This window comes from Achromobacter sp. CSND-B12 (assembly GCF_052906545.1).
In genome coordinates, this window is record NZ_JBREGJ010000001.1 from 5,374,136 (window position 1) to 5,399,483 (window position 25,348).

The window sequence follows — 25,348 nt, forward strand, 5'->3', positions numbered from 1 at the left end:
CTACCTGAAACCATCATGACCGACAGCAATCAACAAGGTTTGTTCGACGCCGCGCCCGACGGGGGCGGCGATGCCGCCATCACCCTGGCGCGCTATGCCGAACAGGCCTATCTGGACTATGCAGTGTCCGTGGTGCGGGGTCGGGCCCTGCCCGACGTCGGCGACGGGCAGAAGCCCGTGCAGCGCCGTATCCTGTTCGCCATGCAGGCCATGGGCCTTGCGGCCGGCGCCAAGCCGGTCAAGTCCGCGCGCGTCGTCGGCGACGTGCTGGGCAAATACCACCCGCACGGCGACCAGGCGGCCTATGACGCCATGGTGCGCATGGCGCAGGACTTCTCCCTGCGCTATCCGCTGATCGACGGCCAGGGCAACTTCGGTTCGCGCGACGGCGACAACGCCGCGGCGATGCGCTACACCGAGGCGCGCCTGACGCCGATCGCCAAGCTGCTGCTGGACGAACTGGACGAAGGCACGGTCGATTTCGTGCCCAACTACGACGGCAGCCAGCAAGAGCCGCAGATGCTGCCGGCGCGCCTGCCGGTGATGCTGCTGAACGGCGCTTCCGGCATCGCGGTCGGCATGGCCACCGAAATCCCGCCGCACAACCTGCGCGAAGTGGCACAGGCCTGCGTGGCGCTGATCAAGCAGCCGCAACTGCCGGACGCCGAGCTGTTCGGCATGATCCCCGGCCCGGACTTCGCTGGCGGCGGCCAGATCATCACGCCGGCCGCCGACATCGCGCAGATCTACGCCGGCGGGCGCGGCTCGCTCAAGGTGCGGGCGCGCTGGCAGTTCGAGGAAATGGCGCGCGGCCAGTGGCAACTGGTGGTCACCGAGCTGCCGCCCGGCACCTCGTGCCAGAAGGTGCTCGAAGAAATCGAGGAAATTACCAACCCCAAGGTCAAGAGCGGCAAGAAGAGCCTGACGCCCGAGCAGACGCAGGCCAAGGCCGTGATGCTGAACCTGCTGGACGCGGTGCGCGACGAATCCGGCAAGGACGCCGCCGTGCGCCTGGTGTTCGAACCCAAAACCTCGCGCGTCGACCGCGACGAGTTCGTCAACACCCTGCTGGCGCAGACCAGCATGGAAAGCAGCGCCTCGGTCAACCTGGTCTGCATTGGCACCGACGGCCGTCCGCGCCAGAAGGGCCTGCGCGACATCCTGACCGAATGGCTGGCGTTCCGCACCAATACCGTGCTGCGCCGCACCCGCTTCCGTCTGGACAAGGTCATCGACCGCATCCACGTGCTGGAAGGCCGCATGGTGGTCTACCTGAACGTGGACGAAGTGATCCAGACCATCCGCGAATCGGACGAGCCGCGGGCGGCATTGATGGAGCGCTTCAACCTGTCCGACCGGCAGGCCGAGGACATCCTGGAAATGCGCCTGCGCCAGCTGGCGCGCCTGGAAGGCTTCAAGATCGAGCAGGAGCTCGAGGACAAGCGCAAGGAGCAGGTCGCGCTGCAGGAACTGCTGGATAATCCCAACACCCTCAAGCGCTTGCTCATCAAGGAAATCGAGGCCGACGCCAAGCAATATGGCGACGACCGCCGCACCCTGATCGAGACCGCCGAGCGCGCCGTGCTCGAAACCAAGGTGCTGGACGAACCGGTCACCGTGATCGTGTCGCAGAAGGGCTGGCTGCGCGCCCGCCAGGGCCACGGCCACGATGCCTCGCAGTTCGGCTTCAAGCAGGGCGACGATCTCTATGGCGCCTTTGAATGCCGCACCACCGACACGCTGATCGCCATGGGCGACAACGGCCGTGTCTACTCGGTGCCGGTGGCCGGGCTGCCTTCGGCGCGTGGCGACGGCCAGCCGGTCACCACCATGATCGACCTGGAAAGCGGCACCCGCATCGTCCACACCATCGCGGCGGCGGCCGACAGCCGCTGGCTGCTGGCCACGCGCGGCGGCTATGGCTTTGCCGCCAAGCTGTCGGACATGACCAGCCGCCAGCGCGCCGGCAAGCAGTTCATCACGCTGGAGGCGGGCGACGAACTGTTGCGTCCGGTGCCGCTGTTCGAGGGCGCCACGCAACTGGCGCTGCTGTCGCAGAAGGGCAAGTTCCTGGTGTTCGGGCTGGACGAGGTCAAATCGTTGTCCGGCGGCGGGCGCGGCACCATCCTGATGGGGCTGGACGGCGCCGACAAGCTGGACCAGACCGTGCCGATCGGCGCGCTCGGCCTGCGCGCGGCGGGCATCTACCGCAACAAGCACACCGAGGACATCCTGGCGGGCGCGGCGCTGGCCGTGTACGTCGGCAAGCGCGCCCGCAAGGGACGGGCGCTGGACGTGCGGCCCAAGCAGCCGCTGCTGTCGCCGGTGCTGGGCTGACCTGCCGGCGGGCGCGGCCATCAACGGCGGACCCTCGGGTCCGCCGTTTTTTCATCCCTTGGCTTGACCGTCGCACGTGGCGTGATATTTAATAGATAGATCAATCAGTCTATTAAATAATTCTCCGTCAGCCGCATGCGCAAGATCGATCCCGCCCGGCAACTGGAGCGGCGCCGCCAGATACTGGCCGCGGCCGCCGAGTGCTTCGCGGAAAATGGTTTCCACGCCACCTCGACCGCGCAGATCTGCGCACGCGCCGGGATGAGTCCCGGCAACCTGTTCCACTACTACGCCAGCAAGGCCGAGATCATCGAGGCGCTGATCGCCTCGGATACCGACACATTGCGCGAACGCCGGCAGGCGGATCCTCCGGCGGCCGACGCGCGTGCCGCCTTGATCGGCTGGATCGACGAGAACCTGGCGCAATACCGTGATCCGGGCTTTGCCCGTCTGGGCATGGAGATCCTGGCGGAGGCGGTGCGCAATCCTCGGGTGCACGCGCTGGTCATGGCCAACGAGGACGAACGCAAGGCGTCGCTTTCGGCGCTGCTGGCGGCCGTGTGGCGCAACCTGCCGCAAACCGCAATGCCGCGGCCGGTGGCGGAAATGGCCGACATGCTGTTGCTGCTGCTGGATGGGATCTACAGCCGGTCCGTGGTCGATCCGCAATTCGACGCGGCGGCGGGCGGCCGCTTGCTTGACGCGGCGTTGCTGGGGTGCCTGCCGCCGGCGCCCGGCGCGGCGGGAGAGCGGCCATGAGCGCCGCCCACGGCAGCATCGCCAATGACGCCACCGGCGGCGTCGCGATGGCGCCGCCGCGGCTGGCGCAGGTCGATGCTTTGCGCGGCTTCGCCTTGCTTGGCATCCTGGTCGTCAACATCGGCGTATTCGCCTCGCCGTTCTATGCCAACGGCATCGCCGATCCGGCGTTTTCGAGCCGGGCGGATCTGGCCGTGCGGTGGCTGGTGGCGTGGCTTTTCGAAACCAAGTTCTACCTGCTGTTCTCGTTCCTGTTCGGCTATAGCTTCACCTTGCAGATGGCCGCCGCCGAGCGCGGCGGCGCGGCCTTCGCGCCGCGCTTCCTGCGCCGCCTGGCAGGGCTGGCGGCGTTGGGCCTGGCGCACGCCGTGCTGTTCTACCAGGGCGACATCCTGTTGACCTACGCGCTGCTGGGGCTCGCCCTGATGGCCGTTCGCGGCATGGCGCCGGGCCGCGCCTTGCGCCTGGCGTTGTGGCTGATCGGGCTGGTGTCGCTGGCCTGGGCGCTATTGGCCGGCCTTAGCCTGCTGGACCCCGCCGGCACCGAAGCCCTGAGCCGTTCTGGCGCCGACGCCTACGTGGCCGACGCGCAGGCGGCGCTGGCGGCCTACCGCGGCACCATCGGCACCACTATCGCGCGGCACTGGTACGAACTGACCTCCAGTATCTGGGGTGTCATCCTGCTGGTGCAGGGCCCCTTCGTTTTCGCGATGTTCCTGGTCGGATATGCCCTGGGGCGCCGGCAGGCGCTGGCCGATCCATGGCGCCAGCCGCGCGTGCTGTGGCTGCTGTGCGCGCTGGGGGCCTTGCCCGGACTGGCGGGATCCGCCGCCTATGCGACCAGCGCGCTGCCTGCGATGAGCGCCCTGTGGGAGACGCCGGGCCTGGCGATGGATCTGTTCACCGCGCCGTTGCTGAGCATGTCATACGCCGCCGCCTTCCTGCTGGCGATGCGCACGCGGCCGGGAGCCTGGCTGGCGCGCTGCCTGGCGCCGGCGGGCCGCATGGCGCTGACCAATTACCTGATGCAATCGTTGCTTTGCGCCTTGATCTTCAAGGCGTGGGGGCTGCGGCTGTCGGGCAGTGTTTCGCCCGGGGCGGGAGTGCTGATAGCGGTGGCCATCTTTGTGGCGCAGTTGCCGCTGTCGGCATGGTGGCTGCGCCGCCATGCCTACGGCCCGGTCGAGTGGCTGCTGCGCGCGTTGACCATCGGCGCCTGGCCCGCCTGGCGCCGCGTGGCGGCGGAACAGGGAAGCTAGCGCGGCGTCAGGCGCCGCCGCCAGCGATGGCGGCGTCGATGGCGCCGGCCAGGCGCTCGGTCAGTTGGTCCAGTTCGTCGTCGGAGATGATGAAGGGCGGGGCCAGCAGCACGTGGTCGCCGTGGCGGCCGTCGATGGTGCCGCCCATCGGATAGACCATCAGGCCGCGCGCCATGGCTTCGCGCTTGATGCGCGCATGCAGCGACAGCGCCGGATCGAAGGTCGCCTTGCTGGCGCGGTCGCGCACCAGTTCCACGCCCATGAACAGGCCGCGGCCGCGGATGTCGCCGACGTGCGGGTGCTCGCCCAGGGCTTGCTGCAAGCGCTGGCGCAAGCCGTCGCCCTGGGTGCGCACGCGCGCCAGCAGATGGTCGCGTTTGATCACCTCCTGTACCGCCAACGAGGCCGCGCACGCGGTGGCGTGGCCCAGGTAGGTGTGACCGTGCTGGAAGAAGCCGCTGCCTTGCTGCATCGCCTGCACGATGCGCTCTTGCGCCATGACCGCGCCGATCGGCTGGTAGCCGCCGCCCAGGCCCTTGGCGATGGTGATCAGGTCGGGCGTGATGCCTTCCTGCTCGACCGCGTAGAGCGTGCCGGTGCGGCCCATGCCGCACATCACCTCGTCGGCGATCAACAGCACGCCATGGCGATCGCAGACTTCGCGGATGCGGCGGAAGTAGCCCGGCACCGCGGTCACCGCGCCCGAGGTCGCGCCCACCACCGGCTCGGCGACGAAGGCCATCACGCTGTCGGGGCCGAGGCGCTGAAAGGTCTGCTCCAATTCCTGCGCCAGGCGTTCGGCGTACTGATCGTCGGTTTCGCCGTCGTGGCGGTCGCGATAGGCGTAGCAGGGCGCAACGTGGGCCACGTCGATCAGCAATGGCGCGAACTGCGCCCGGCGCCAGGCGTTGCCGCCGACCGCCAGCGCGCCCAGCGTGTTGCCGTGATAGCTCTGGCGCCGCGCGACGATATGGCGGCGCTGCGGCTGGCCGATCTCGACGTAGTACTGGCGCGCCATCTTCAGCGCGGCCTCGATGGCTTCCGAGCCGCCAGAGACGAAGTAGGCGTGCGAGGTGCCGGCGGGCGCGTCCGCGACCAGCGTCGCCGCCAGCCTTTCGGCCACCTCGGTGGTGAAGAAACTGGTGTGGGCGTAGGCCAGCGCGTCGATCTGCGCATGCATCGCGGCCTGCACGTCGGGATGGTTGTGGCCCAGGCACGAGACCGCCGCGCCGCCGGAGCCATCCAGGTAGGCGCGGCCCTGCTGGTCATAGAGCCACACGCCCTGGCCGCGGACCGCGACCGGGGGCGTGCTGCGCAGGGAACGATGAAGGACTCGGGTGCTGGTCATGGCGAGGGACTCCGGGACGGGAACGTTGGCAAGGGGCGTGAAATGTCGGGGCTGGCGTGAGCGCGGGGCGCGGGCGCGTTCAATCAGGGACCGGAGCGCGGTTGCGGCCGCCCCGCGGCGCCGGCTCCTTCCAATAGGCGCCTTCGTCCCGCAATCGTGTTTCGATCTCGGTCAGTCGTTGCAGCACCTCGTCGCCGCCACGGGCCGCGAGCCGCGCGATCAGGTGCTCGGCCAGGCCCAGCAGGCCCGCGGTGCTGTGGAAGAACGAGGCGGGGCCGCGCGGCGCCGATGCGTCCGCGCCGGCCTCGGCGGGGCGGGCAAAATGCAATACATGGCGAGCGGCCCGGGCCACTGGGCTGGTGGGGCTGTCGGTCAGCGCCAGCACGGTGACACCGCGGGCGGCGATCTGGGCCGTCAGGCGCACGGTGGTGCTGGGGTAGGGGGCTTGCGACACCACTACCAGCGCATCGCCCGCCTGCAGGCTGTCGGCATCTTCGGCCGACGCGCCGCCCAGGCCATCGATCAGGATGCCGTTGCGGCGCAGCAGGTGGTAGGCATAGCGCATCTGGAAGGCGATGCCGAAAGCGGAGCGCGTGCCCAGGAAGCCGACCTGGCGGGCCCGCAGCATGGTGTCGACGGCGGCGTCCAAAGCGGCGGCGTCGTTGACCTGCCGGATCGAGGCCAGGGCGGCTGTCTGCCATTGCGTCAGCGCGTCCTGCCCGGGGCCGCCGGACTGCCGGGCGTGCGAGGCTTGCAGGCGCGCCGCGCGCTCACGCAGACCATCCTCGGCGGCGCCGGCCAGCGCGCGCTGGAACGGGGCGCGGAAGGCCTCATAGCTGTCGTGGCCCGCGGCGCGCGCCAGCCGCAGCATGGTGGCGGGCGATACGCCCACCGCCTGCGCCTGCCGCCGCATCGACCAAAGCCCCACTTCGGCGGGGTTGGCCAGCACCCATTGGGCGGCGCGCTGCAACTCGGCGGGCAGCGTGGCGCTGAGGTGGCGCAGATGGTCTTGCAGAGGCGCGATCATGGCAGCAGGGAAGGAGAGATAAAACAAATGCTACATCCGTCTTGGCAAAAAGAAAAACAGATGTTTTATTTGCGGAATGTAGAACAACTCTGGCAAATCGTAACGCCGGCGTTTCCCTGGAACGCCCCGGCGACTTGACGGCGGATTGCGCGGAAATGATTACAAAATGAGGGTCAATCCGGTTTGACACGGGGATGGGTCACCCATATCATTCGTATAGAAATCAATTTAGCTGAACTAATTCAGTCATGAATAAACAGACCGTAACCGACCCCGCGCAGCAATACGACCTGCGCATCCTGCGGGCGCTGCGCCGGATCACGCGATCCATCGCGTTGCATTCGCGCCAGCTGTCCGCGGTGAGCCACATTACCGCGCCGCAGCTGATGTGCCTGCGCACGGTCATTGCGAACGGGCCGCTGACGGCCACGGCGATCAGCCGCGAGATCCACGTCAGCCCCAGCACGGTCGTCGGCATTCTCGACCGCCTGGAAGACAAGGGCCTGATCCGCCGCGAGCGCGGCCGCGAAGATCGCCGCATCGTCTTCGTGACGGCCACCGATGCCGGCCGCGAAGTCGCGCAGCAGGCGCCGTCGCCGCTGCAGAAGCACCTGGCCGACGCGCTCAACGCGTTGCCGGAGCTGGAGCAGGCCACCATCACCCTGTCGCTCGAGCGCATCGTCGCGCTCATGGAAGAAGAGAGTGGGGTGGCGACGGAAACCCAGGGCGACGTCTCGTCGCCCATCCTCGAGGTGCCCACGGGTGGCGCGCCTCCCGAATCAGGATTGGTTGTATGAGAGCAAACGAACTGAACGACCCTACGACCTCAAGTGCCGTGGCGCCGGCGGCGGGCAACAAAACGCATCTGTTGCGTGAGCCCCGCCGCAAGGACGGCGCCGCGATCCACCAGCTCATTTCCGAGTGCCCGCCACTCGACCTCAATTCCCTGTACGCGTACCTGCTCCTGTGCGAGCACAACCGCGGCACCTGCGTCCTGGCCGAAAGCGCCGGAGGACGCATCGATGGATTTATCTCCGCTTACGTGCTTGCCGACAGGCCCGACGTGTTGTTCGTCTGGCAGGTCGCCGTGCACACCCGCGCACGCGGCCAACGGTTAGGCCGCGCCATGCTCCGGGCGCTCTTGCAACGCGAGGGGCTCGTGCATGTTCGTCATCTTGAAACCACGGTGGCGCCTGACAACCAGGCCTCGCGCCGCACCTTCGCCGGCCTGGCCAGCGAGCTGGGCGCCCACGTCTCCGAGCAGCCGTTCTTCGATCGGCAGCTTTTCGGCGGCGCGGACCATGACGACGAGATGTTGTTGAGGATAGGCCCGTTCACCCTGCCCGCCCCCTAGGCGGCAACGCGGTCCTGTCGAAAACCGGGATGGCTTTGACGCATCCGGATGCGCCCGGCGCGCATGCGGAAGGGATCTGGCCGTCTGTCAACTTATGAGATGAAAGGGAGGATTAATCACATGGACTTGAAAATCTTTGACCGGATGGAGTCGGAAGTACGAGGCTATATCCGGTCGTTTCCCGTGATCTTCAGCCAGGCCAGGGGTTCGACGCTGGTGGATGAGGACGGTGGCGAGTACATCGATTTCTTCAGCGGCGCAGGCACGTTGAACTACGGTCACAACAATCCCATCTTCAAGGAAAAGCTGCTCGAGTACGTGCAGGCGGACGGCGTGGTGCATGGCCTGGACATGGCCACCAGCGCCAAGAAAAGCTTCCTCGAGGCGGTCGACCGCGTGCTGCTCAAGCCGCGCAACTGGCAATACACCCTGCAGTTCACCGGCCCCACCGGCACCAATGCGGTCGAGGCGGCGCTCAAGATCGCGCGCCAGGTGAAGGGGCGTCCCAATGTGATCTCCTTCACGCACGGCTTTCACGGCGTCAGCGGCGGCTCGCTGGCGGTCACCGCCAACATGAAGTTCCGCGACGCCTCCGGCTACCCGCTGGCCAACACCACTTTCATGCCCTATGACGGCTACTTCGGCCCGGACGTGGACACCATGGCCTACCTGGAACGCATGCTGGAAGATCCCAGCAGCGGCATGGACAAGCCCGCCGCCGTCATCGTCGAGACGGTGCAGGGCGAGGGCGGCGTCAATGTCGCCACCCTGCGCTGGCTCAAGGAACTGGACAAACTCTGCAAGCGCCACGACATGCTGCTGATCGTGGACGATATCCAGGTCGGCTGCGGCCGCACCGGCACCTTCTTCAGCTTCGAGGCCGCCGGCATCCGCCCGGACATCATCACGCTGTCCAAGTCGCTGTCGGGCTTCGGCCTGCCGATGTCGCTGGTGCTGATGAAGCCCGAGCTGGACGTCTGGAAGCCCGGCGCCCATAGCGGCACTTTCCGTGGCAACAACCTGGCCTTCGTCACCGCCACCCAGGCGCTGGAAACCTACTGGACCAACACCGCGTTCACCGCCGAGATCCAGCGCAAGGAGCGCCTGGTGCGCGACTGGCTGGAAAACCTGGTGCACAGCTATCCCAACGCCGGCCTGTCGGTGCGTGGCCGCGGCCTGATTCAGGGCCTGGTGAGCAACGCCACCCCGGCGCTGTCCAACCGCATCGCCGCCAACGCCTTCAAGCGCGGCGTGGTCATCGAGACCTCGGGCGCGCACGACGAAGTGCTCAAGCTGCTGCCGGCCCTGACCATCGAGGAAGACCTGCTGTCCAAGGGCCTGGAAGTGATCGAGGCCAGCGTGGCCGACGCGCTGGCCGAAGAGGGGCAGTCCGCCCGCATCCTGAAATTTGGAGGAAAACGTCAATGATCGTACGCAATGTCAAAGATGTGATCGGCACCGCCGACGAAGTCCGCACCGATACCTGGGTCAGCCGCCGCGTGCTGCTCAAGAAGGACGGCATGGGCTTTTCCTTCCACGAGACCACCATCTTCCCGGGCGGTCGCACCCACATCCACTACAAGAATCACCTGGAGGCGGTGTGGTGCATCGAGGGCGACGGCTCCATCGAGACGATTGCCGACGGCAAGAAGTATGAACTCGGCCCGGGCGTGGTCTACGCGCTGAACGAGCACGACGAGCATTGGCTGTGCGGCGGCAAGGAGCCGCTGCGCGTCATCTGCGTCTTCAACCCGCCGCTGACCGGCCAGGAAGTGCACGACAAAGAGGGCGTCTACGCCCTGCCTGAAGCCGAAGCCCAAGCGGCCTGATACAAGGAGGTTCGCATGATCTCACCTGCGCAGGATCCGTACGCCTCCCGTACGGATCGAAGTTCCGCCATCATTTCTCGCCAGGATCCGGTGGTCTATGGAGAAGGCAAGTATGCCGACGCCCTGAGCGGCGAGCAGATCGGCAGCTATGAGCGCGATGGTTTCCTGCTACTGGAGGACGTGTTCTCCGAAGCCGAAGTGCGGGCGCTGTCGGCCGAGGTCGAGCGCATGACCCGCGACCCGTCGATCGTGCGCCGCGAGGAGTCGATCACCGAGCCCGGCAGCAACGCCGTGCGCTCCATTTTCATGGTGCACGTCCTGAACCCCGTGCTGGCGCGCCTGGTGCGCGACCCGCGGCTGGTCAATGTGGCGCGCCAGATCCTGGGGTCCGAGGTCTACATCCACCAGTCCCGCGCCAACATGAAGCCCGGCTTCAAGGGCAAGGAGTTCTACTGGCACTCCGACTTCGAGACCTGGCACGTGGAAGATGGCATGCCGTCGATGCGCGCGCTCAGCTGCTCGGTGCTGCTGACCGAGAACAATGATTGCAACGGCCCGCTGATGCTGGTGCCGGGTTCGCACCGGCAGTTCATCTCGTGCGTCGGCGAAACGCCCAACGACCACTACAAGCAGTCCCTCAAGAAGCAGGAGTACGGCGTGCCGGATCCGGTCAGCCTGCAATTGCTGGTCGAGCAGGGCGGCATCCGCACCATGACGGCCAAGGCCGGCTCGGTGGTGTTCTTCGATTGCAACACGATGCACGGCTCCAACAGCAACATTTCGCCGTGGCCGCGCGCCAACGTGTTCATGGTCTACAACAGCATGGAAAACACGCTGGAGCCGCCCAAGTACGGCCTGACCCCGCGACCCGAGCACATCGCCACGCGCAAGGCGTTCAAGGCGGTCACGCCGCTCGATACGTTGAAGCTGGTCGGCAGCTAACGCGGCACGTTGTCCGCGGCGAATGCTTGCCGGCGCTGGTCGGGGCGTGGCCTGACCGGCCGCGCGCGGGGGCGACCCATGCCGTTCCCGCTGCGCGCTTTCCCGTGAGGGAAAGAACGCCCGCGCCGCTTGCATGCGCCGCAGCCCAGGCCTTTCGGCCTGGGCTTTTTTTCGTCGTTCCGCTATGCTCTGCCGTCTTTCCCTGCCGGAAGTCGCATCATGTCCGCCCGCATCCTCAGCCTGCATATCTACCCCGTCAAATCCTGTGCCGGTATCAACCTGTCCGAGTCGCCGGTGGACCGCGCCGGGTTGGCCCACGACCGCCGCTGGATGCTGGTTGGGGCGGACGGCCATTTCATGACGCAGCGTCAATGGGCGGCCATGGCCCTGATCCGCACGGCGCTCACGGCCGATGCCTTGCGGCTTTCGGCGCCCGGCATGCCCGACCTGGACGTGCCGCTGGACGGCTCGGCGCTGCAACCCGGCGTCGAAAGCGTGGGCGTCTGGAAGGACACGCTCGACGCGCGCCGCGAAAGCGAGGCCGCGGCGCAGTGGTGTTCGGATTTCCTCAAGACGCCTTGCCGCCTGTACAAGGTCGACGCCGGCGCGACGCGGCCCGCCAAGCCGGAATGGGTGGACAAGTGGGCCGAAAGCCATCCAGATCTGGCGCAGACGTTCGGGGGAGATCACTTCTTCGGCTTTGCCGACGGCTTCCCCCTGCTGGTGGCGAACCAGGCATCGCTCGATGACCTGAACGCGCGCCTGCGGGCCAAGGGCGTGGCGCCGGTGCCGATGGACCGGTTCCGGCCCAATATCGTGGTGCAGGGCGAGTGGGAGGCCTTCGAGGAAGACCATACCGCCATGATCACCACGGGCGCGGTCAGCATGGCGTTCGTCAAGCCGTGCACGCGCTGCTCGATTCCCGACATCGATCAGCGCACCGCCGTGCAGCACGACGAGCCGGGCCGCACGCTGGCGGGCTACCGCAACCTGGAGATCGGGGTGGTGTTTGGCCAGAACGCCATCGTCGATGCGCCGGCCGGCGCCCGCCTGAAGGTGGGCGACGCGGTCGACATCGAACTGGATTTCTAGCCCGCCGCGCCCCGGCGCGCGGCCGGGGCGGCGGTATCCGGCCGTCGATCAGGCCGACGACAGCTTCAGGCCGATCAGGCCCACGACGATCAGCGCCACGCTGGCGATGCGCAGCCAGCTGATGGATTCATCGAACAGGATGATGCCGGCCACGAAGGCGCCGACGGTGCCGATGCCGACCCACACCGCGTAGGCGGTGCCCAGCGGCAGCGTCTTCATGGCCAGCGCCAGCAGCCAGAAGCTGATGAGCATGCCGCCGACGGTGACGAGCGACGGCATCAGGCGCGTGAACCCATGGGTATATTTGAGGCCGACGGCCCAGACGATTTCGAACAGGCCGGCCAGTACAAGGATGATCCAGGTCATGACGACTCCTACTTGAGAGGGGTCGTCCCCGGATTGATGCGCTTGCGGCAATGGCCAATGCCGTCGTTGCCGATGGCAAATGCCGCCATGTCGCGGCCAGCGCAGCAACGGGCCGTCCCGTCGCGGCAAAAATTATAGAATACCGGCTTCCGACGGCAAAACCGGGTGCCGTTCGGCTGCATGCCCGCAGGTGCGCGCCATCCGCGGGTGTTTCACATTCATCGCATCACTTCGCGTTCCGGCACGCGAAACCAGGATATTTCCATCATGCAACGCATCATGCTGCGGGCAAAGCTGCACCGCGTCACGGTCACCGAAGCCGACCTGCACTACGAAGGGTCTTGCGGCATCGACGAAGACCTGCTGGACGCCGCCGGCATGCGCGAGTTCGAACGCATCGAGCTCTACAACATCAACAACGGCGAACGCTTCGACACCTACATCATCAAGGCGGCCCGCGGCAGCGGCATCATTTCGCTCAATGGCGCGGCCGCGCGCCGGGCGCAGGTCGGCGACCTGATGATCATCTGCACCTACGGGCCGATGTCCGAAGAGCAATCCGCCACCCACAAGCCGCAGGTCGTGCTGGTGGACGACGCCAACCGCGTCAAGGAAATCCGCAAGTTCCCGGCCTGAGGCCGGGCCGGGCGGCGTGCCGTGGGGTGTGTCCCATGGGCGCCGTCAACCCTGATCCCCCTGATACGTTTCATCATGAGCTTCCAGGTCATCATCCAACCCAGCAAGCATCAATTCCCGGTCGAGCCCGGCCAGACCGTGCTCGACGGCGCCCTGGCCGCGGGCATCGTGCTGCCCTACAGCTGCCGCAACGGCGCCTGCTCCACCTGCAAGGGCAAAGTGGTGTCCGGGGAGTTCGACGCCGGCCAGTACCCCGCGCAGATCCTCTCGCCCGAGGAGCTGGCCGACGGCTACACCCTGTTCTGTCAGGCCCGGCCCGCCTCCGACATGGTGGTCGAGTCCACCGAAGTGCGCCTGGCCAGCGACATCCAGATCCGCAAGCTGCCTTCGCGCGTGCAGACGATGGAAAAGGCGGCGCCGGACGTGACCGTGCTCAAGCTGCAATTGCCCGCCTCGGAGCAATTCCGCTACTACGCCGGCCAGTACATCGAGATCATCCTCAAGGACGGCCGCCGCCGCAGCTATTCCATGGCTGGCGCGCCGCACACCGGCAGCCCGCTGGAACTGCACATCCGTCACCTGCCGGGCGGGGTGTTCACCGACCACGTGTTCGGCGCCGGCGACACGCAGATGAAGGAACGCGAGATCCTGCGGCTGGAAGGGCCGTTCGGTTCGTTCTTCCTGCGCGAAGACAGCGACAAGCCGATCATCCTGCTGGCCAGCGGCACGGGCTTTGCGCCCGTGAAGGCCATCGTCGAGCACATGATCCACAAGAACATCCGCCGTCCGGTCGCGCTGTACTGGGGCGGTCGTCGCCCGCGCGATCTGTACATGGACGCGCTGGCGCAGTCGTGGGCCCGTGACCTGCCGGACTTCCGCTACGTGCCGGTGGTGTCGAACGCGCTCGAGGAAGACGGCTGGAGCGGCCGTGACGGTTTCGTCCACGAGGCCGTGCTGCAGGACATCCCCGACATGTCGGGCCACCAGGTCTACGCCTGCGGCGCGCCGCCGATGGTGGACGCCGCCCGGCGCGAATTCAGCGCCCAGTGCGGCCTGCCGCCCGAGGAATTCTATGCGGACGCCTTCACGTCCGAGGCCGATCTGGCGAAAGCCGCGACTTGACCGATATCAGGCCGCGCGCAACGCGAAGGGGAGGGATCCGGCATCGGCGGATTCCTCCCCTTTTTTTGATGGCGGCGGGCGTAGGCGAGGGCGGGGCGCCGGGGTAAACTGCGGTGTCATCTTGGCAGCGGCTTGCCGCGGGGGGGCGGACATCGTGTCCGCAGGGCCCGCGGGTACGCAGGGAGCAATGCGGGCATGAAAGTAGCGGTATTGGGTAGCGGCATCATCGGAATCTCCAGCGCCTGGTGGCTGAGCCAGGCCGGCCACGACGTCGTGGTCATCGACCGCTGCACCGGACCCGCCCAGGAGACCAGCCTTGCCAACGGCGCGCAGATCTCGGTCTCCTATGCGGAGCCCTGGGCCAATCCGCAGGCGCCCCTGAAGCTGCTCAAATGGATGTTCCAGGACGACGCGCCGCTGTTGTTCCGTCCGCAGCTGGACCTGCGCCAGTGGATGTGGGGCCTGGCCTTCCTGCGCGAATGCCTGCCGGGCCGGCTGGCGCCGAACATCCGCGCCATGGTGCGCATGGCCGAATACAGCCGCGCCACGCTGCGCGGCATGCGCGCCGAGCTGGGCATCGAATACGATCACCTCGAGCGCGGCATCCTGAATTTCTACCGCGATCAACACGAATTCGAGAACTCGCAGCGCGCCGCCGGCCTGATGCGCGACTTCGGCGTGGAGCGCCGCGTCGTGTCGACGGACGAGGTCATCGCCATCGAACCGGCCTTGGCGCCGCATCGCAACACCATCGTCGGCGGCGACTACACGCCCGAGGACGAGAGCGGCGACGTGCACCTGTTCACCGTCGCGCTGGCCGAGCGCTGCGCGCGCGCCGGCGTCGAATTCCGCTACAGCACCCGCGTCACCCGGCTCATCACCGAGGCCGGCGCGGTCAGCGGCGTCGAACTGATCGAACCCGATGGCCGCTACGGCGCCCTGGCCGCCGACGCCTACGTGGTGGCCATGGGCAGTTTCAGCCCCTCGCTGCTGCGCCCGCTCGGCATTCCGTGCAATGTCTATCCGGCCAAGGGCTATTCGGCGACCTTCCCGGTCCTGCAACCGGGCGCCGCGCCCACGGTCAGCCTGACCGACAGCAGCCACAAGGTGGTGTTTTCGCGGCTCGGCGACCGCCTGCGCATGGCCGGCACCGCCGAGCTGTCCGGCTATTCGCGCGGCCTGAACACCGGCCGCTGCGAAGCCATGACGCGGCTCGCCCGCGAACTCTTTCCCGACGCGCTCGATTTCGAGCGCGTCAGCTATTGGTCGGGCCTGCGCCCGTCCACTCCCTCGAACGTGCCCATCATCGGCCGTAGCCGTATCCCCAATTTGTATATCAATACCGGACACGGTACTCTCGGCTGGACGATGGGCGTCGGCTCGGGCCGGGCACTGGCCGATCTGCTGAGCGGACGCCGTCCAGAACCGGAATTCCCTTTTCTTGGTCTATGAACCTATGAAGAAATTGCAATTGGCGGGCATTGCCCGCGCGATGTTCGCCAGCCGGCGCACATGGGTGTTTGGCGCCGCCATGGCGGTCGCGGGCGCGGTCCACGCCGCACCCGTCGAAATCCAGGTCTGGCACACGCTGCCGGACGCCAACAAGGCCGAGTTCGAGAAACTGGCCAAGCAGTACAACAAGGAACAGGACCAGGTCAAAGTGACCCTGCGCGCCTTCGCCTCGCAGGCGCAGCTGCAGCAGGAAGCCACCGCCGCGGTCAAGGCCAAGAAGGCCCCCAACCTGGTGCAGCTGAACGACAACCACTCGCCGGAAGTGGTGGCCGAGCACAAGGCGATCCTGCCGATGTACGACCTGCTGGCCAAGTATCCGGTCAAGGACCTGAACTGGTTCGTGCCGGCCACCAGCAGCTTCGTGCGCGACGGCAAGGGCCGCCTGCTGGCGTTCCCCTGGATGGCCGAAGTGCCGGTGATGTTCTACAACACCGCCGCCTACAAGAAGGCCGGCCTCGATCCCAACAAGCCCGCCCGCACCTGGACCGCCCTGCAGGGCGAGCTGCTCAAGCTGCGCGACGTGGCCGACCTCGACTGTCCCTATGCCTCCAGCGATCAGGTCACGGTCCACCTGGAAAACCTGGCGCCGGTGAACAACCAGCAGTACACCAGCAACAACAACGGCCTGGACGCGGTCACCAAGAAGAGCGCGGCGCCGGCGATGCAGTTCGACACGCTCTACATGCGCCACATTTCGCTGATGGTCAGCTGGAAGCGTTCGCTGCTGTTCATGGCGCACACCGCCGACAACAGCGCCGACAAGCTGTTCGCCAAGGGCGAGTGCGCCGTGCTGACCGGCTCCTCGGGTTCGTTCGGCCAGTTCCTGAACACCAAGTCGCTGGCGTTCGGCGTGGCCCCGCTGCCTTACTATGACCAGGTCACCCAGAACGGCGGCCAGCCGTTCGTGAGCGGTTCGGCGCTGTGGGCGCTGGAAGGCCGTCCCAAGGACGAGGAAAAGGCCACGGCGCAATTCCTGGCCTGGCTGTCCAAGCCCGTCATCGCGGCCGAATGGCACCAGCGCACCGGCTACCTGCCGCTGACCGAGGCCGCTTTCCGCGCCTCCGACGTGTCGTTCTACAAGAGCATCCCCGGGGCCCAGGCGGTGGTGGCTTCCATGAGCAACCGCCCGGTCGCCAACAGCCGCGGCTTCCGCATGGCCAACTACGATCGCATCGAGCCGGTATTCAACCAGCAGCTCAACGATGCGCTGGAAGGCAAGACGCCGCCGGTGGCGGCCCTGAACAACGCCGCTAGCCAGGCGCGCAGCATCGCCACGCAGCGCTGAGGCCGCGCCAGCCGGCCCGGCGCCCGCGCGCCGTCCGGCAGCGCCCGCAAGCCCGGTTTTCGAACCGGGCTTTTTTCTTGCCCGCGTCCTTGCCGCGTCGGGAGGAGGGCGATTCGATCCATGCGTACATGCCGGTCTGCCTTTCCGGCCCGCAGGGGTTCACCATGCCCGGCGTGGTGCGATCCGTTCCCGGGTCGCCGTTCCTGGGATGGTGGGGCACATGGTACGAATCCTCTTTCTCGCCGGCGCGCTGTCGAGCCTGGCCGGTTGCGCATGGACGCCCGGCGCGGCGCCGATGGCAGGGGCCGGTTGGCGGGCATCCGGCGTCGCCGTGCCGGGGTTCCGTTTCGATTGGCTGTTGTCGGGCGATCCCGCGGTCGCGCCGATGCAGGTGTTCGACGATGGCCGGGAGACCTGGCTGCAGTTCGCGCCGGGCCAGGCGATACCCGCCATCTTCGGCGTGGACGCCGATGGCGAGCGGGTCGTTCCCTACGTGCGCCGCGATCCCTACGTGGTGCTGGCCGGCAACTGGGATAGCTTGTGGTTTCGTGGCGGCAGGCTGCTTGCCCGGGCGCGGCGCGCCCCGGCAGGGGGGCTCGATCAAGGCGCGGCGGATGGCGATGCGTCCGCCGGGATGTCCCCCAGGGTGCAAGGCGCCGACAACCCTCTATAATCAACGATTCGCCTAAATCCTGCTTCATCCACGATGAAATCCTCCGAGATTCGCCAGCAGTTCCTGCAATTCTTCAAGTCCAAGGGACACACCATCGTTCCTTCGTCGTCGCTCGTGCCGGGCAACGATCCGACCCTGCTTTTCACCAATTCGGGCATGGTCCAGTTCAAGGACGTCTTCACGGGCAAGGAATCGCGGTCGTACACGCGTGCCACGTCGTCGCAGCGCAGCGTGCGCGCCGGCGGCAAGCACAACGACCTGGAGAACGTGGGCTACACCGCCCGCCACCATACGTTCTTCGAAATGCTGGGCAATTTCAGCTTCGGCGATTACTTCAAGCGCGATGCCATTCAGTACGCCTGGGAACTGCTGACGCAGGTCTACAAGCTGCCGGCCGAGAAGCTCTGGGTCACCGTCTACCAGGAAGACGACGAGGCCTATGACATCTGGGCCAAGGAAGTCGGCGTGCCGGCCGAGCGCATCATCCGCATCGGCGACAACAAGGGCGCGCGCTACGCGTCGGACAACTTCTGGCAGATGGCCGACACTGGCCCCTGCGGCCCGTGCTCGGAAATCTTCTACGACCACGGCCCCGAGATCTGGGGCGGCCCCCCGGGATCGCCCGAGGAAGACGGCGACCGCTACATCGAGATCTGGAACCTGGTGTTCATGCAGTTCGAGCGCGACGCCGCCGGCAACATGCCGCGCCTGCCGCGTCCCTGTGTCGATACCGGCATGGGCCTGGAGCGCATCGCGGCCGTGCTGCAGCACGTCCACTCCAATTACGAAATCGACCTGTTCCAGAACCTGATCGCCGCCGCCGCGCGCGAAACCGGCGTCAATGACCTGGAAAACAATTCCCTCAAGGTCATTGCCGACCACATCCGCGCCTGCTCGTTCCTGATCGTCGACGGCGTCATTCCCAGCAACGAAGGCCGCGGCTACGTGCTGCGCCGCATCGTTCGCCGCGCGCTGCGCCACGGCTACAAGCTGGGCCAGACCAAGCCGTTCTTCCACCGCCTGGTGCCCGACCTGGTCGCCGAGATGGGCGAAGCCTATCCCGAACTGGCCGCCACCGCCGAGCGCGTGGCGCAGGTGCTCAAGCAGGAAGAAGAACGCTTCGGCGAAACGCTGGAACACGGCATGCGCATCCTCGACGGCGCGCTGGCCAACGTGCCCAAGGGCGGCCAGCTGGACGGCACCACGCTGTTCACGCTGTACGACACCTACGGCTTCCCCGTGGACCTGACCGCCGACATCTGCCGCGAACGCGAAGTCGACGTCGACATGGCCGGCTTCGAGGTCGCCATGGAACGCCAGCGCGACCAGGCCCGCGCGGCCGGCAAGTTCAAGATGGCCGAGGGCCTGAGCTACGAAGGCGCGGAAACGCGCTTCGAGGGCTACGAAAAGCTCGAACTCGACAACGTCAAGGTCACGGCCCTGTATGTCGACGGCACCCAGGTGCAACAGGTCCAGGCCGGCCAGAGCGCCGTGGTGGTGCTGGACGCCACCCCGTTCTACGCCGAGTCCGGCGGCCAGGTCGGCGACACCGGCCTGCTCGAAGCCGCCGGCGTGCGCTTCGCCGTGGGCGATACGCTCAAGATCCAGTCCGGCGTGTTCGGCCATCACGGCACGCTGGAAGAGGGCAAGCTGGCGGTCGGCGACACCGTGCTGGCGCGCGTGGACGCGGTGCGCCGCGCCCGCACCGTGCGCAACCACTCCGCCACCCACCTGATGCACAAGGCCCTGCGCCAGGTGCTGGGCGCGCACGTGCAGCAGCGCGGCTCGCTGGTCGACCCCGACAAGACCCGTTTCGACTTCGCCCAGGACGCGCCCCTGACGGCCGAGCAGATCGCCCGCGTCGAGGCCATCGTCAACGCCGAAATCCTCGCCAACCAGCCCACCGTGGCCCAGGTCATGGCCTACGATGACGCCGTCAAGGGCGGCGCCATGGCGCTGTTCGGCGAAAAGTACGGCGACACCGTGCGCGTGCTCGACATCGGCTTCTCGCGCGAACTGTGCGGCGGCACCCACGTCGGCCGCACCGGCGACATCGGCCTGTTCAAGATCGTGTCCGAAGGCGGCGTGGCCGCCGGCGTGCGCCGTATCGAGGCCATCACGGGCGACAACGCCCTGGCCTGGGTACAGAACCAGAGCGCCTTGCTGGCCCAGGTGGCCGGCATGCTGCGCAGCACGCCCGCCGACCTGCCCGCCCGCATCTCGCAGGTGCAGGACCAGGTCAAGCAGCTCGAAAAAGACCTGGAACAATCGCGCAGCAAGCTCGCCGCCAGCGCCGGCAACGACCTGGCCAGCTCCGCGGCCGTCGAGGTCAAGGGCATCAAGCTGCTGGCCGCCAGCATCGGCGACGTCGATCCCAAGGCCCTGCGCGGCATGGTCGACAACCTGAAGGACCGCCTCAAGCCCGCCGTGGTGCTGCTGGCCACCGGCTCGGCCGATGGCAAGATCAGCGTCGTCGGCGGCGTCACGGCCGACCTGACCAACCGCATCAAGGCCGGCGACCTGGTGGGCTTCGTCGCCAGCCAGGTGGGCGGCAAGGGCGGCGGCCGTCCGGACATGGCCATGGGTGGCGGCACCGACATCGCGGCCTTGCCCGCCGCGATCGCCAGCGTGCAGAAGTGGGTCGATGAGCGCCTCTGACATGGACAACGCGTCCGGCGCGCCAGCGCCGTCCTTCGACCAGGAGGTGGATGCCAGCGGCCTGACCTGCCCCTTGCCCATCCTGCGCGCCAAGAAAGCCCTGGCGCAGATGGAAAGCGGGCAGGTGCTGCGCGTCGTCACCACCGACCGCAACGCCATCCGCGACTTCCAGGCGTTCTCGCGCCAGACCGGCAATGTGCTGGTCGCGCAGCATGAGGCGGACGGCCACGGCGTGCATTTCCTGCGCCGCCGCTAGCTAGGCGATTGCGACGCGATACATGAAAAAGGCCAGCCTCTCCCCGGGCTGGCCTTTTTGTTGGCGATCGCCGCGCCTTATTTGTGGATCGCCGCCGCCACCGCTTGCGTGATGGTGAAGTCCACCAGGTCGCCTTCCTTGAGCTGCGCCAGCCGGGCCTGCAGGGCGGGGTCCTGTACCTGGATCGTGCGCAGGCCGCCTTGCGGACCCTTCAATGTCACGAGGTTGGCGCTCTTGTTGATGTGCCAGATTTCCGCGGTGATGGTGGTCTGCCGGCCCATCGCGCCACCTGGCTTGGCGCCCTTGGCGCTGCGCGTGGCGGCGGTCTCGGTGACCACCTCCGGTGCGCCGGAGCCTGCCCGGCGCACGTCGATGGCGACCGACTCGTAATAGTCCAGCGTAAGCGAATCGCCCGGCTTGATTTGCTTGAAGTTACGCACGTTCGGTCCGGCCTGCACATCCACTACATTGCCATTGGTGCCTTGCAGGGTGATGGTGCGGCTGGCGGGGTCGACCGCCGTGACCTTGCCGGTGACGGTGGTGAGCGCCGCGCCGACCACCCGGGCCTGGGCCGCCATCGGCAGCGCCAGCAGGCCCGCCAGCAAACCTGTGGCCGCCAGGCGCGCGACAGGGGTGAAGACAGTTTTACGGTTCTTCATGGTGTTGCACCCTCCGGTAGAGGAAGTTTGGGAAAAACACTGGGGAGAAATGGGGCGCGGTCAGCCGCTGCGAAACCGCGGACGTTTGCGCGGGCGCAGGGGGCGCGAGGACGGAGAAAGGCGGCGCCGTTGCGGCGCGGCAGGGGGAGGCGGGCTTGCGGATGTGGCGCAGGATGACATTCCGATCTCTCCAATCGGGGAAATGCTTCACACGCACTTGCAAAGGGCGCCGTTCCGGCAGGGCATCCCGGGTGGAAACCCCGCCCGGCCACTTTCGTGCGCCCTCGCGCAGCACAGCGGCCCGTGACGGGCTACACTCTGTCTGCGGCGGGCTCCGGCCCGTATTTTGATTTTGTAGAATACCGTATGTGGTGCATATGTGGTGTTTTCGCGTATGAATCGCGCCGCGACTTCCGAGATTCAGCACGGGCATTTGCCAGCTGGCTTGTTTAAGTGCTAGAATTTCCCGTTTTTCACAACTAATTCAAGGGATTACCTATGGTGGTGATTCGCCTGGCCCGCGGTGGGTCCAAGAAGCGTCCGTTCTACAACCTGGTGGCCACCGATTCGCGTAACCGTCGCGACGGCCGTTTCATCGAGCGCGTGGGTTTCTACAACCCCGTCGGCAATGAAGGCGCCGAAAACCTGCGCATCGCGCTGGATCGCGTGCAGCACTGGACCAGCAACGGCGCCCAGCTGTCGCCGGCCGTCGAGCGTCTGGTCAAGGACTACTCGGCCAAGGTTTCCGCCGCGGCTTGATGCCCGCGTCGTACGCCTGAACCCTGCTAGTTTCCAGCTACGCTGTACGAAACCGATAGCCCGATACATGTCTGATGCCGCACATTCCAACGCGGCGCCTGCGGACTTGATCGAGCTGGGTCGCATCAGTGCGGCCTACGGTGTGAAAGGCTGGGTCAAGGTGCAGCCGCATTCGGCCAATGCCGAAGTGCTGCTCTCAGCTTCTCAATGGTGGTTGACTCGCCCTGTGCCTGAATTGGCGCGGGGCGCTGTCGCGTCTGCGCCTGTCGCATACAAGGTCGTGCAAGTCCGTTCGCAGGGCGCCACCGTGGTGGCCCAGCTGGCGGGCATCGCCGACCGCGACCAGGCCGAAGCGCTGCGCGGTTTTTCCGTGCAGGCGCCGCGGGGCTCCTTCCCCGCGCCCGAAGAAGACGAATACTACTGGGTCGATCTCATTGGTTGTTCGCTGTACACCACGGCGGATGGCGAGGCTGCGCTCATTGGCGTGGTCGATGAAGTCTTTGACAACGGCGCCCACGCCGTCTTGAAAGTCTTGCGCCAGCAGGCCGGGGCCAATGGTCCCGAACCTGTCCTGACCTCCAAGGGAAAGCCCGCCGAAATGCTCGTTCCGTTCGTGCGCGCGCATATCCATGCCGTCGATCTGGCCGCGCGCCGCATCGACAGCGACTGGCCCGCGGATCTCCCCTGATGCGCATTGACGTCGTGACGCTCTTTCCCGAAATGTTCGGGGTGGTGCGTGACCTGGGCGTCACCGGCCGGGCCCACGCCCAGGGCCGGTGGGCCCTGCATGCGTGGAATCCGCGCGATTTCACCAATGATCCTCACCGTACCGTGGACGACCGCCCCTATGGCGGCGGCCCTGGCATGGTGATGATGGCGGCCCCGCTGGAGGCCGCCGTCAATGCCGCCCAGGCGGCGCGCGCGGCCCAAGGCCTGGGGCCGGCCCCGGTGGCGCTGCTCGCGCCCGTGGGCAAGCGCTACGACCAGACCGGCGCCGAGGCGCTGGCCGCCAGCGACGGCCTGATCCTGATCTGTGGTCGCTACGAAGGCGTCGACCAGCGCTTCATCGAGCGCTGCGTCACGCAGGAAATCTCGCTGGGCGACTTCGTCTTGTCCGGCGGGGAAATCGCCGCGCTCGCCGTCATTGACGCCGCGGTGCGCCTGTTGCCGGGCGTGCTGAACGACGGCGACTCCGCGTTGCAGGACTCCTTCAACGACACGCTGTCCGGCCTGCTGGACAGCCCGCATTACACGCGTCCTGAAGTCTACGAGGGCGCACCCGTGCCGGCGCCGCTGCTCAGCGGCCACCATGCCAACATCTCGCGCTGGCGCCGGGAACGCTCGCTGGCGCTGACCGCTGCGCGTCGCCCCGAGCTGATCGAGTCGGCCCGCGCCCAGGGATGGTTGTCGCTGGCCGACGAACGCTTCCTGGCCGAGCTGGCCGGCGAGCCGTTGCCGCCGTTGCCCGCCAAGCGCCGCCGCGGCGGCAAGCCCAAGGCTTCCTGAGCCGGCGCAGGCATCTCCGGGGTCCGTGCCAGGACGTACCCTCCGCCGGTTCCGGCGGGGCGCATCTCTGCCTGTTTCGCGGTGGGGCGGGTCTTCCCGGTTCGCGCGCCCGGGTCTTACGCCCGGATGCGCGCATCCCGCTTTCATGCTGGGACTCCGGTCTCTGTCTGTCCTTCTTCCCAGGCGTCGGCCTGCGTGCTGCCGTTCTTCGGCAGGTTTCCCTCCGCAAGCTTTTTCCCTTTTTCCAAGACTGGATCGGCCTAGGGATGCTCCTAGGTTGTAGCGGCCCGTCTCGCTCCTTAGTATTGAAAATTACATAAAAATGAAATTTTCATATGAGTCGATCCTCATCTTCCGCTGCGCATGACGATGCGGCGCTGTCCAAGCCGGCGCTGGCGCCGGGGCGGCCCGAATCGGCCGTCGACATGTGGCTGGGCCAGCAGCTGCGCCAACTGCGCAAGCAGCACGGCCGCTCGCTGGCGGACGTGGCGCAGGCCTGCGGCATGTCGCTGGGCCTGCTCAGCCAGATCGAGCGCGGCCTGAGCTCGGCCTCGGTCAAGACCCTGCATCAGTTGGCGCGCGAGTTCGGCGTCTCGGTCAATACGCTGCTGCGCAATGCCGAACACACCGAAGGCGAGGATGGCGGGCGCGTGGCCCGCGCCGGCACGCACCGCTACATCGACTTGCGCGAGAAGGGCATCGTCAAGGAGATGTACACGCCGCCGGCCTGCCGCAGCATGGATCTGTGCCGCGCCACCATCGAGCCGGGCGGCTCGACCGGCAACGAGCTGTTCGTGACCGGGCAGGGCGAGCAGATCGGCGTGGTGCTCAAGGGGGCGCTGGAGTTGTGGGTGGGCGACCGGGTCGTGCTGCTCAAGGAGGGCGACAGCTTCTGTTATGCCAGCAGCACGCCGCGTCGCTGGCGCAATCCCGGCTCGCAGGTGACCGAGGTCATCTGGGCCATCTCGAATATCAATCAAGCCGCGGGGGATGGGACGCAACCGCCGCCGTGAGCGCGCGGGCAGTGAATCGGCGCGATGACACTGGGGATCATCCGCCTTCCGGGCGCTGCCCGGAACTCTTTGCCAAGATGAGGAAATGTCATGAAATTCAAGACTCTGGTTGTCTCTGTATTCGCAGCATTGTCCACGGCCACGGCCGCGCAGGCCCAGACGGTATTGAAGGTGGGGTCCACGCCCACCGGCAGTCCGTTCACCTTTCTCGACACCAAGACCAACTCCATCGAGGGGGTGATGGTCGATATCGTGAAAGCGGTCGGCAAGGAGGCCGGCTTCGACGTCCAGATCGAGCCCATGGCGTTTTCCGCCCTGATCGGGTCGCTGACCTCCAAGCGCATCGACATCGTCTCGGCGGCCATGTTCATCACGCCGCAACGCCAGCAGGTGGTGAGCTTTTCCGAGCCGGTCTATCGCTACGGCGAGGGCCTGATGGTGCCCAAGAGCGATAACAAGGAATACAAGTCCTTTGCCGACATGAAGGGCATGACGGTCGGCGTGCAGGTGGGCACCGCCTTCGTCGAGCCGATCCAGAAGAGCGGCGTGTTCAAGGAGGTGAAGCTCTACGACAATCCGCCGGACATGATGCGCGACGCCAACGCCGGCCGCATCCAGGGCGGTTTCATGGACTATCCCATCGCCGCCTACATCCTGACCCAGGGCAACTATCCCAACCTGAAGATGGCGCAGTCCTATCAGCCCACCGTCATGGGCAGCCTGGGACTGGCCACGCGCAAGGACGACACCGCCTTGCTCGAACGTATCAACAAGGCATTGGCCAAGCTCAAGGCCGATGGCGCCATCGACCGGATCCTGAAGAAGTGGGGGCTGGGCGGCTGATGTCGCGGGTTGGCGCGCATGCCCGAGGGGCCGCCAATCGGCCTTGGGGAACGCGCCTGACTGAACGCCCGCGCGCATCGCGGCGGGTTCGCGCAGGGATGGCCGCTGCGCGT

25 protein-coding genes are annotated in these 25,348 nt (G+C 66.9%); 21 read left to right on the forward strand and 4 right to left on the reverse strand.

The features are described 5' to 3' along the window. Positions 1 to 15 precede the first annotated feature (15 nt). The 3 genes from parC (at position 16) to ACUTAG_RS25320 (ending at position 4,355) form a co-directional block, all read left to right on the forward strand. Positions 16 to 2,337: a DNA topoisomerase IV subunit A gene (parC, locus tag ACUTAG_RS25310; RefSeq protein WP_020926908.1), complete on the forward strand. Its 2,322-nt coding sequence runs from the start codon at positions 16 to 18 to the stop codon at positions 2,335 to 2,337. Positions 2,338 to 2,472: 135 nt separating this feature from the next. Continuing rightward, a complete protein-coding gene (locus ACUTAG_RS25315) occupies positions 2,473 to 3,096 on the forward strand; it encodes a TetR/AcrR family transcriptional regulator (RefSeq protein ID WP_020926909.1) in 624 nt (207 codons plus the stop codon). Next, on the forward strand, positions 3,093 to 4,355 hold the full coding sequence (locus tag ACUTAG_RS25320; protein ID WP_148316575.1) for a DUF418 domain-containing protein: 1,263 nt from the start codon (positions 3,093 to 3,095) through the stop codon (positions 4,353 to 4,355). The genes ACUTAG_RS25315 and ACUTAG_RS25320 overlap by 4 nt, the downstream gene beginning before the upstream one ends. Positions 4,356 to 4,362: 7 nt before the next feature. Here the strand turns inward: ACUTAG_RS25320 and ACUTAG_RS25325 are convergent, their stop codons facing one another. Both ACUTAG_RS25325 and ACUTAG_RS25330 read right to left on the reverse strand, forming a co-directional pair. Then, positions 4,363 to 5,703, reverse strand: a complete 1,341-nt coding sequence (locus ACUTAG_RS25325) for an aspartate aminotransferase family protein (protein ID WP_026383470.1) — start codon at positions 5,701 to 5,703, stop codon at positions 4,363 to 4,365. A gap of 79 nt (positions 5,704 to 5,782) precedes the next feature. Continuing rightward, positions 5,783 to 6,730: a MurR/RpiR family transcriptional regulator gene (locus ACUTAG_RS25330; RefSeq protein ID WP_148316577.1), complete on the reverse strand. Its 948-nt coding sequence runs from the start codon at positions 6,728 to 6,730 to the stop codon at positions 5,783 to 5,785. A gap of 248 nt (positions 6,731 to 6,978) precedes the next feature. Here ACUTAG_RS25330 and ACUTAG_RS25335 point away from each other — a divergent pair, with 248 nt between their 5' ends. From ACUTAG_RS25335 to ACUTAG_RS25360, 6 genes are all read left to right on the forward strand, one after another. Beyond that, positions 6,979 to 7,527 carry a MarR family winged helix-turn-helix transcriptional regulator gene (locus ACUTAG_RS25335; protein ID WP_006387826.1) on the forward strand — a complete coding sequence of 183 codons (549 nt, stop codon included), beginning with the start codon at positions 6,979 to 6,981 and terminating at the stop codon, positions 7,525 to 7,527. After that, a complete protein-coding gene (gene ectA, locus ACUTAG_RS25340; RefSeq protein WP_045953051.1) occupies positions 7,524 to 8,084 on the forward strand; it encodes a diaminobutyrate acetyltransferase in 561 nt (186 codons plus the stop codon). Before ACUTAG_RS25335 ends, ectA begins: the two co-directional genes overlap by 4 nt. Before the next feature lie 120 nt (positions 8,085 to 8,204). Continuing rightward, positions 8,205 to 9,512 carry a diaminobutyrate--2-oxoglutarate transaminase gene (gene ectB, locus ACUTAG_RS25345; protein ID WP_020926914.1) on the forward strand — a complete coding sequence of 436 codons (1,308 nt, stop codon included), beginning with the start codon at positions 8,205 to 8,207 and terminating at the stop codon, positions 9,510 to 9,512. Next, positions 9,509 to 9,913 carry an ectoine synthase gene (locus ACUTAG_RS25350; RefSeq protein WP_006387829.1) on the forward strand — a complete coding sequence of 135 codons (405 nt, stop codon included), beginning with the start codon at positions 9,509 to 9,511 and terminating at the stop codon, positions 9,911 to 9,913. The genes ectB and ACUTAG_RS25350 overlap by 4 nt, the downstream gene beginning before the upstream one ends. A gap of 15 nt (positions 9,914 to 9,928) precedes the next feature. Continuing rightward, positions 9,929 to 10,855 (forward strand): ectoine hydroxylase, encoded by a 927-nt coding sequence (gene thpD, locus ACUTAG_RS25355; RefSeq protein WP_020926915.1) that lies wholly within the window; start codon positions 9,929 to 9,931, stop codon positions 10,853 to 10,855. A gap of 219 nt (positions 10,856 to 11,074) precedes the next feature. Then, positions 11,075 to 11,947 carry an MOSC domain-containing protein gene (locus ACUTAG_RS25360; RefSeq protein ID WP_148316579.1) on the forward strand — a complete coding sequence of 291 codons (873 nt, stop codon included), beginning with the start codon at positions 11,075 to 11,077 and terminating at the stop codon, positions 11,945 to 11,947. Positions 11,948 to 11,995: 48 nt separating this feature from the next. Here the strand turns inward: ACUTAG_RS25360 and sugE are convergent, their stop codons facing one another. Beyond that, complete coding sequence (gene sugE / locus ACUTAG_RS25365) at positions 11,996 to 12,313, reverse strand: quaternary ammonium compound efflux SMR transporter SugE (RefSeq protein WP_006387832.1); 318 nt, start codon at positions 12,311 to 12,313, stop codon at positions 11,996 to 11,998. Between the two features lie 267 nt (positions 12,314 to 12,580). Between sugE and panD the strand changes: the two genes are divergently transcribed. The 7 genes from panD (at position 12,581) to ACUTAG_RS25400 (ending at position 20,455) form a co-directional block, all read left to right on the forward strand. After that, complete coding sequence (gene panD / locus ACUTAG_RS25370) at positions 12,581 to 12,949, forward strand: aspartate 1-decarboxylase (protein ID WP_006393954.1); 369 nt, start codon at positions 12,581 to 12,583, stop codon at positions 12,947 to 12,949. Positions 12,950 to 13,024: 75 nt separating this feature from the next. Continuing rightward, positions 13,025 to 14,071, forward strand: a complete 1,047-nt coding sequence (locus ACUTAG_RS25375) for a CDP-6-deoxy-delta-3,4-glucoseen reductase (RefSeq protein ID WP_006387834.1) — start codon at positions 13,025 to 13,027, stop codon at positions 14,069 to 14,071. Positions 14,072 to 14,266: 195 nt separating this feature from the next. Next, a complete protein-coding gene (locus ACUTAG_RS25380) occupies positions 14,267 to 15,523 on the forward strand; it encodes a D-amino acid dehydrogenase (RefSeq protein WP_024068339.1) in 1,257 nt (418 codons plus the stop codon). Between the two features lie 4 nt (positions 15,524 to 15,527). Next, positions 15,528 to 16,868, forward strand: a complete 1,341-nt coding sequence (locus tag ACUTAG_RS25385; RefSeq protein WP_006387836.1) for an extracellular solute-binding protein — start codon at positions 15,528 to 15,530, stop codon at positions 16,866 to 16,868. Positions 16,869 to 17,088: 220 nt separating this feature from the next. Continuing rightward, complete coding sequence (locus ACUTAG_RS25390) at positions 17,089 to 17,541, forward strand: TrbG/VirB9 family P-type conjugative transfer protein (RefSeq protein WP_053500210.1); 453 nt, start codon at positions 17,089 to 17,091, stop codon at positions 17,539 to 17,541. A gap of 33 nt (positions 17,542 to 17,574) precedes the next feature. Beyond that, positions 17,575 to 20,199, forward strand: coding sequence for an alanine--tRNA ligase (alaS, locus tag ACUTAG_RS25395; RefSeq protein ID WP_148316581.1), 2,625 nt, complete (start codon positions 17,575 to 17,577; stop codon positions 20,197 to 20,199). After that, on the forward strand, positions 20,186 to 20,455 hold the full coding sequence (locus ACUTAG_RS25400; protein ID WP_054446191.1) for a sulfurtransferase TusA family protein: 270 nt from the start codon (positions 20,186 to 20,188) through the stop codon (positions 20,453 to 20,455). The genes alaS and ACUTAG_RS25400 overlap by 14 nt, the downstream gene beginning before the upstream one ends. Before the next feature lie 77 nt (positions 20,456 to 20,532). Here ACUTAG_RS25400 and ACUTAG_RS25405 read toward each other — a convergent pair whose 3' ends face one another. Beyond that, positions 20,533 to 21,114 (reverse strand): hypothetical protein, encoded by a 582-nt coding sequence (locus tag ACUTAG_RS25405; RefSeq protein ID WP_006387840.1) that lies wholly within the window; start codon positions 21,112 to 21,114, stop codon positions 20,533 to 20,535. A 498-nt stretch (positions 21,115 to 21,612) separates the two neighbouring features. On the opposite strand from ACUTAG_RS25405, the gene rpsP reads away from it, so the two are divergent. The 5 genes from rpsP (at position 21,613) to ACUTAG_RS25430 (ending at position 25,235) form a co-directional block, all read left to right on the forward strand. After that, complete coding sequence (rpsP, locus tag ACUTAG_RS25410; protein ID WP_006387841.1) at positions 21,613 to 21,873, forward strand: 30S ribosomal protein S16; 261 nt, start codon at positions 21,613 to 21,615, stop codon at positions 21,871 to 21,873. A gap of 67 nt (positions 21,874 to 21,940) precedes the next feature. Then, positions 21,941 to 22,561: a ribosome maturation factor RimM gene (gene rimM / locus ACUTAG_RS25415; protein WP_054486061.1), complete on the forward strand. Its 621-nt coding sequence runs from the start codon at positions 21,941 to 21,943 to the stop codon at positions 22,559 to 22,561. Further along, complete coding sequence (trmD, locus tag ACUTAG_RS25420) at positions 22,561 to 23,379, forward strand: tRNA (guanosine(37)-N1)-methyltransferase TrmD (RefSeq protein WP_148316583.1); 819 nt, start codon at positions 22,561 to 22,563, stop codon at positions 23,377 to 23,379. The genes rimM and trmD overlap by 1 nt, the downstream gene beginning before the upstream one ends. 335 nt (positions 23,380 to 23,714) lie before the next feature. Further along, entirely contained in the window at positions 23,715 to 24,392 is a 678-nt protein-coding gene (locus ACUTAG_RS25425; protein ID WP_006387844.1) for a helix-turn-helix domain-containing protein, read from the forward strand. A 90-nt stretch (positions 24,393 to 24,482) separates the two neighbouring features. Further along, on the forward strand, positions 24,483 to 25,235 hold the full coding sequence (locus tag ACUTAG_RS25430; protein ID WP_054486059.1) for an ABC transporter substrate-binding protein: 753 nt from the start codon (positions 24,483 to 24,485) through the stop codon (positions 25,233 to 25,235). The last annotated feature ends 113 nt before the right edge of the window (positions 25,236 to 25,348 follow it).

What these genes read in the sequence shown, in the direction of transcription:
- ACUTAG_RS25385 (WP_006387836.1), top strand. Translation starts at nt 15,528, where the DNA reads ATGAAGAAATTGCAATTGGCGGGCATTGCCCGCGCGATGTTCGCCAGC.
- ACUTAG_RS25400 (WP_054446191.1), top strand. Translation starts at nt 20,186, where the DNA reads ATGAGCGCCTCTGACATGGACAACGCGTCCGGCGCGCCAGCGCCGTCC.
- sugE (WP_006387832.1), bottom strand. Translation starts at nt 12,313, where the DNA reads ATGACCTGGATCATCCTTGTACTGGCCGGCCTGTTCGAAATCGTCTGG.
- ACUTAG_RS25390 (WP_053500210.1), top strand. Translation starts at nt 17,089, where the DNA reads ATGGTACGAATCCTCTTTCTCGCCGGCGCGCTGTCGAGCCTGGCCGGT.
- ectA (WP_045953051.1), top strand. Translation starts at nt 7,524, where the DNA reads ATGAGAGCAAACGAACTGAACGACCCTACGACCTCAAGTGCCGTGGCG.
- ACUTAG_RS25330 (WP_148316577.1), bottom strand. Translation starts at nt 6,730, where the DNA reads ATGATCGCGCCTCTGCAAGACCATCTGCGCCACCTCAGCGCCACGCTG.
- ACUTAG_RS25315 (WP_020926909.1), top strand. Translation starts at nt 2,473, where the DNA reads ATGCGCAAGATCGATCCCGCCCGGCAACTGGAGCGGCGCCGCCAGATA.
- ACUTAG_RS25360 (WP_148316579.1), top strand. Translation starts at nt 11,075, where the DNA reads ATGTCCGCCCGCATCCTCAGCCTGCATATCTACCCCGTCAAATCCTGT.
- rimM (WP_054486061.1), top strand. Translation starts at nt 21,941, where the DNA reads ATGTCTGATGCCGCACATTCCAACGCGGCGCCTGCGGACTTGATCGAG.
- alaS (WP_148316581.1), top strand. Translation starts at nt 17,575, where the DNA reads ATGAAATCCTCCGAGATTCGCCAGCAGTTCCTGCAATTCTTCAAGTCC.
- ACUTAG_RS25325 (WP_026383470.1), bottom strand. Translation starts at nt 5,703, where the DNA reads ATGACCAGCACCCGAGTCCTTCATCGTTCCCTGCGCAGCACGCCCCCG.
- ACUTAG_RS25375 (WP_006387834.1), top strand. Translation starts at nt 13,025, where the DNA reads ATGAGCTTCCAGGTCATCATCCAACCCAGCAAGCATCAATTCCCGGTC.
- ACUTAG_RS25335 (WP_006387826.1), top strand. Translation starts at nt 6,979, where the DNA reads ATGAATAAACAGACCGTAACCGACCCCGCGCAGCAATACGACCTGCGC.
- ACUTAG_RS25405 (WP_006387840.1), bottom strand. Translation starts at nt 21,114, where the DNA reads ATGAAGAACCGTAAAACTGTCTTCACCCCTGTCGCGCGCCTGGCGGCC.
- ACUTAG_RS25350 (WP_006387829.1), top strand. Translation starts at nt 9,509, where the DNA reads ATGATCGTACGCAATGTCAAAGATGTGATCGGCACCGCCGACGAAGTC.
- panD (WP_006393954.1), top strand. Translation starts at nt 12,581, where the DNA reads ATGCAACGCATCATGCTGCGGGCAAAGCTGCACCGCGTCACGGTCACC.
- ACUTAG_RS25380 (WP_024068339.1), top strand. Translation starts at nt 14,267, where the DNA reads ATGAAAGTAGCGGTATTGGGTAGCGGCATCATCGGAATCTCCAGCGCC.
- parC (WP_020926908.1), top strand. Translation starts at nt 16, where the DNA reads ATGACCGACAGCAATCAACAAGGTTTGTTCGACGCCGCGCCCGACGGG.
- ACUTAG_RS25425 (WP_006387844.1), top strand. Translation starts at nt 23,715, where the DNA reads ATGAGTCGATCCTCATCTTCCGCTGCGCATGACGATGCGGCGCTGTCC.
- ectB (WP_020926914.1), top strand. Translation starts at nt 8,205, where the DNA reads ATGGACTTGAAAATCTTTGACCGGATGGAGTCGGAAGTACGAGGCTAT.
- ACUTAG_RS25320 (WP_148316575.1), top strand. Translation starts at nt 3,093, where the DNA reads ATGAGCGCCGCCCACGGCAGCATCGCCAATGACGCCACCGGCGGCGTC.
- thpD (WP_020926915.1), top strand. Translation starts at nt 9,929, where the DNA reads ATGATCTCACCTGCGCAGGATCCGTACGCCTCCCGTACGGATCGAAGT.
- rpsP (WP_006387841.1), top strand. Translation starts at nt 21,613, where the DNA reads ATGGTGGTGATTCGCCTGGCCCGCGGTGGGTCCAAGAAGCGTCCGTTC.
- ACUTAG_RS25430 (WP_054486059.1), top strand. Translation starts at nt 24,483, where the DNA reads ATGAAATTCAAGACTCTGGTTGTCTCTGTATTCGCAGCATTGTCCACG.
- trmD (WP_148316583.1), top strand. Translation starts at nt 22,561, where the DNA reads ATGCGCATTGACGTCGTGACGCTCTTTCCCGAAATGTTCGGGGTGGTG.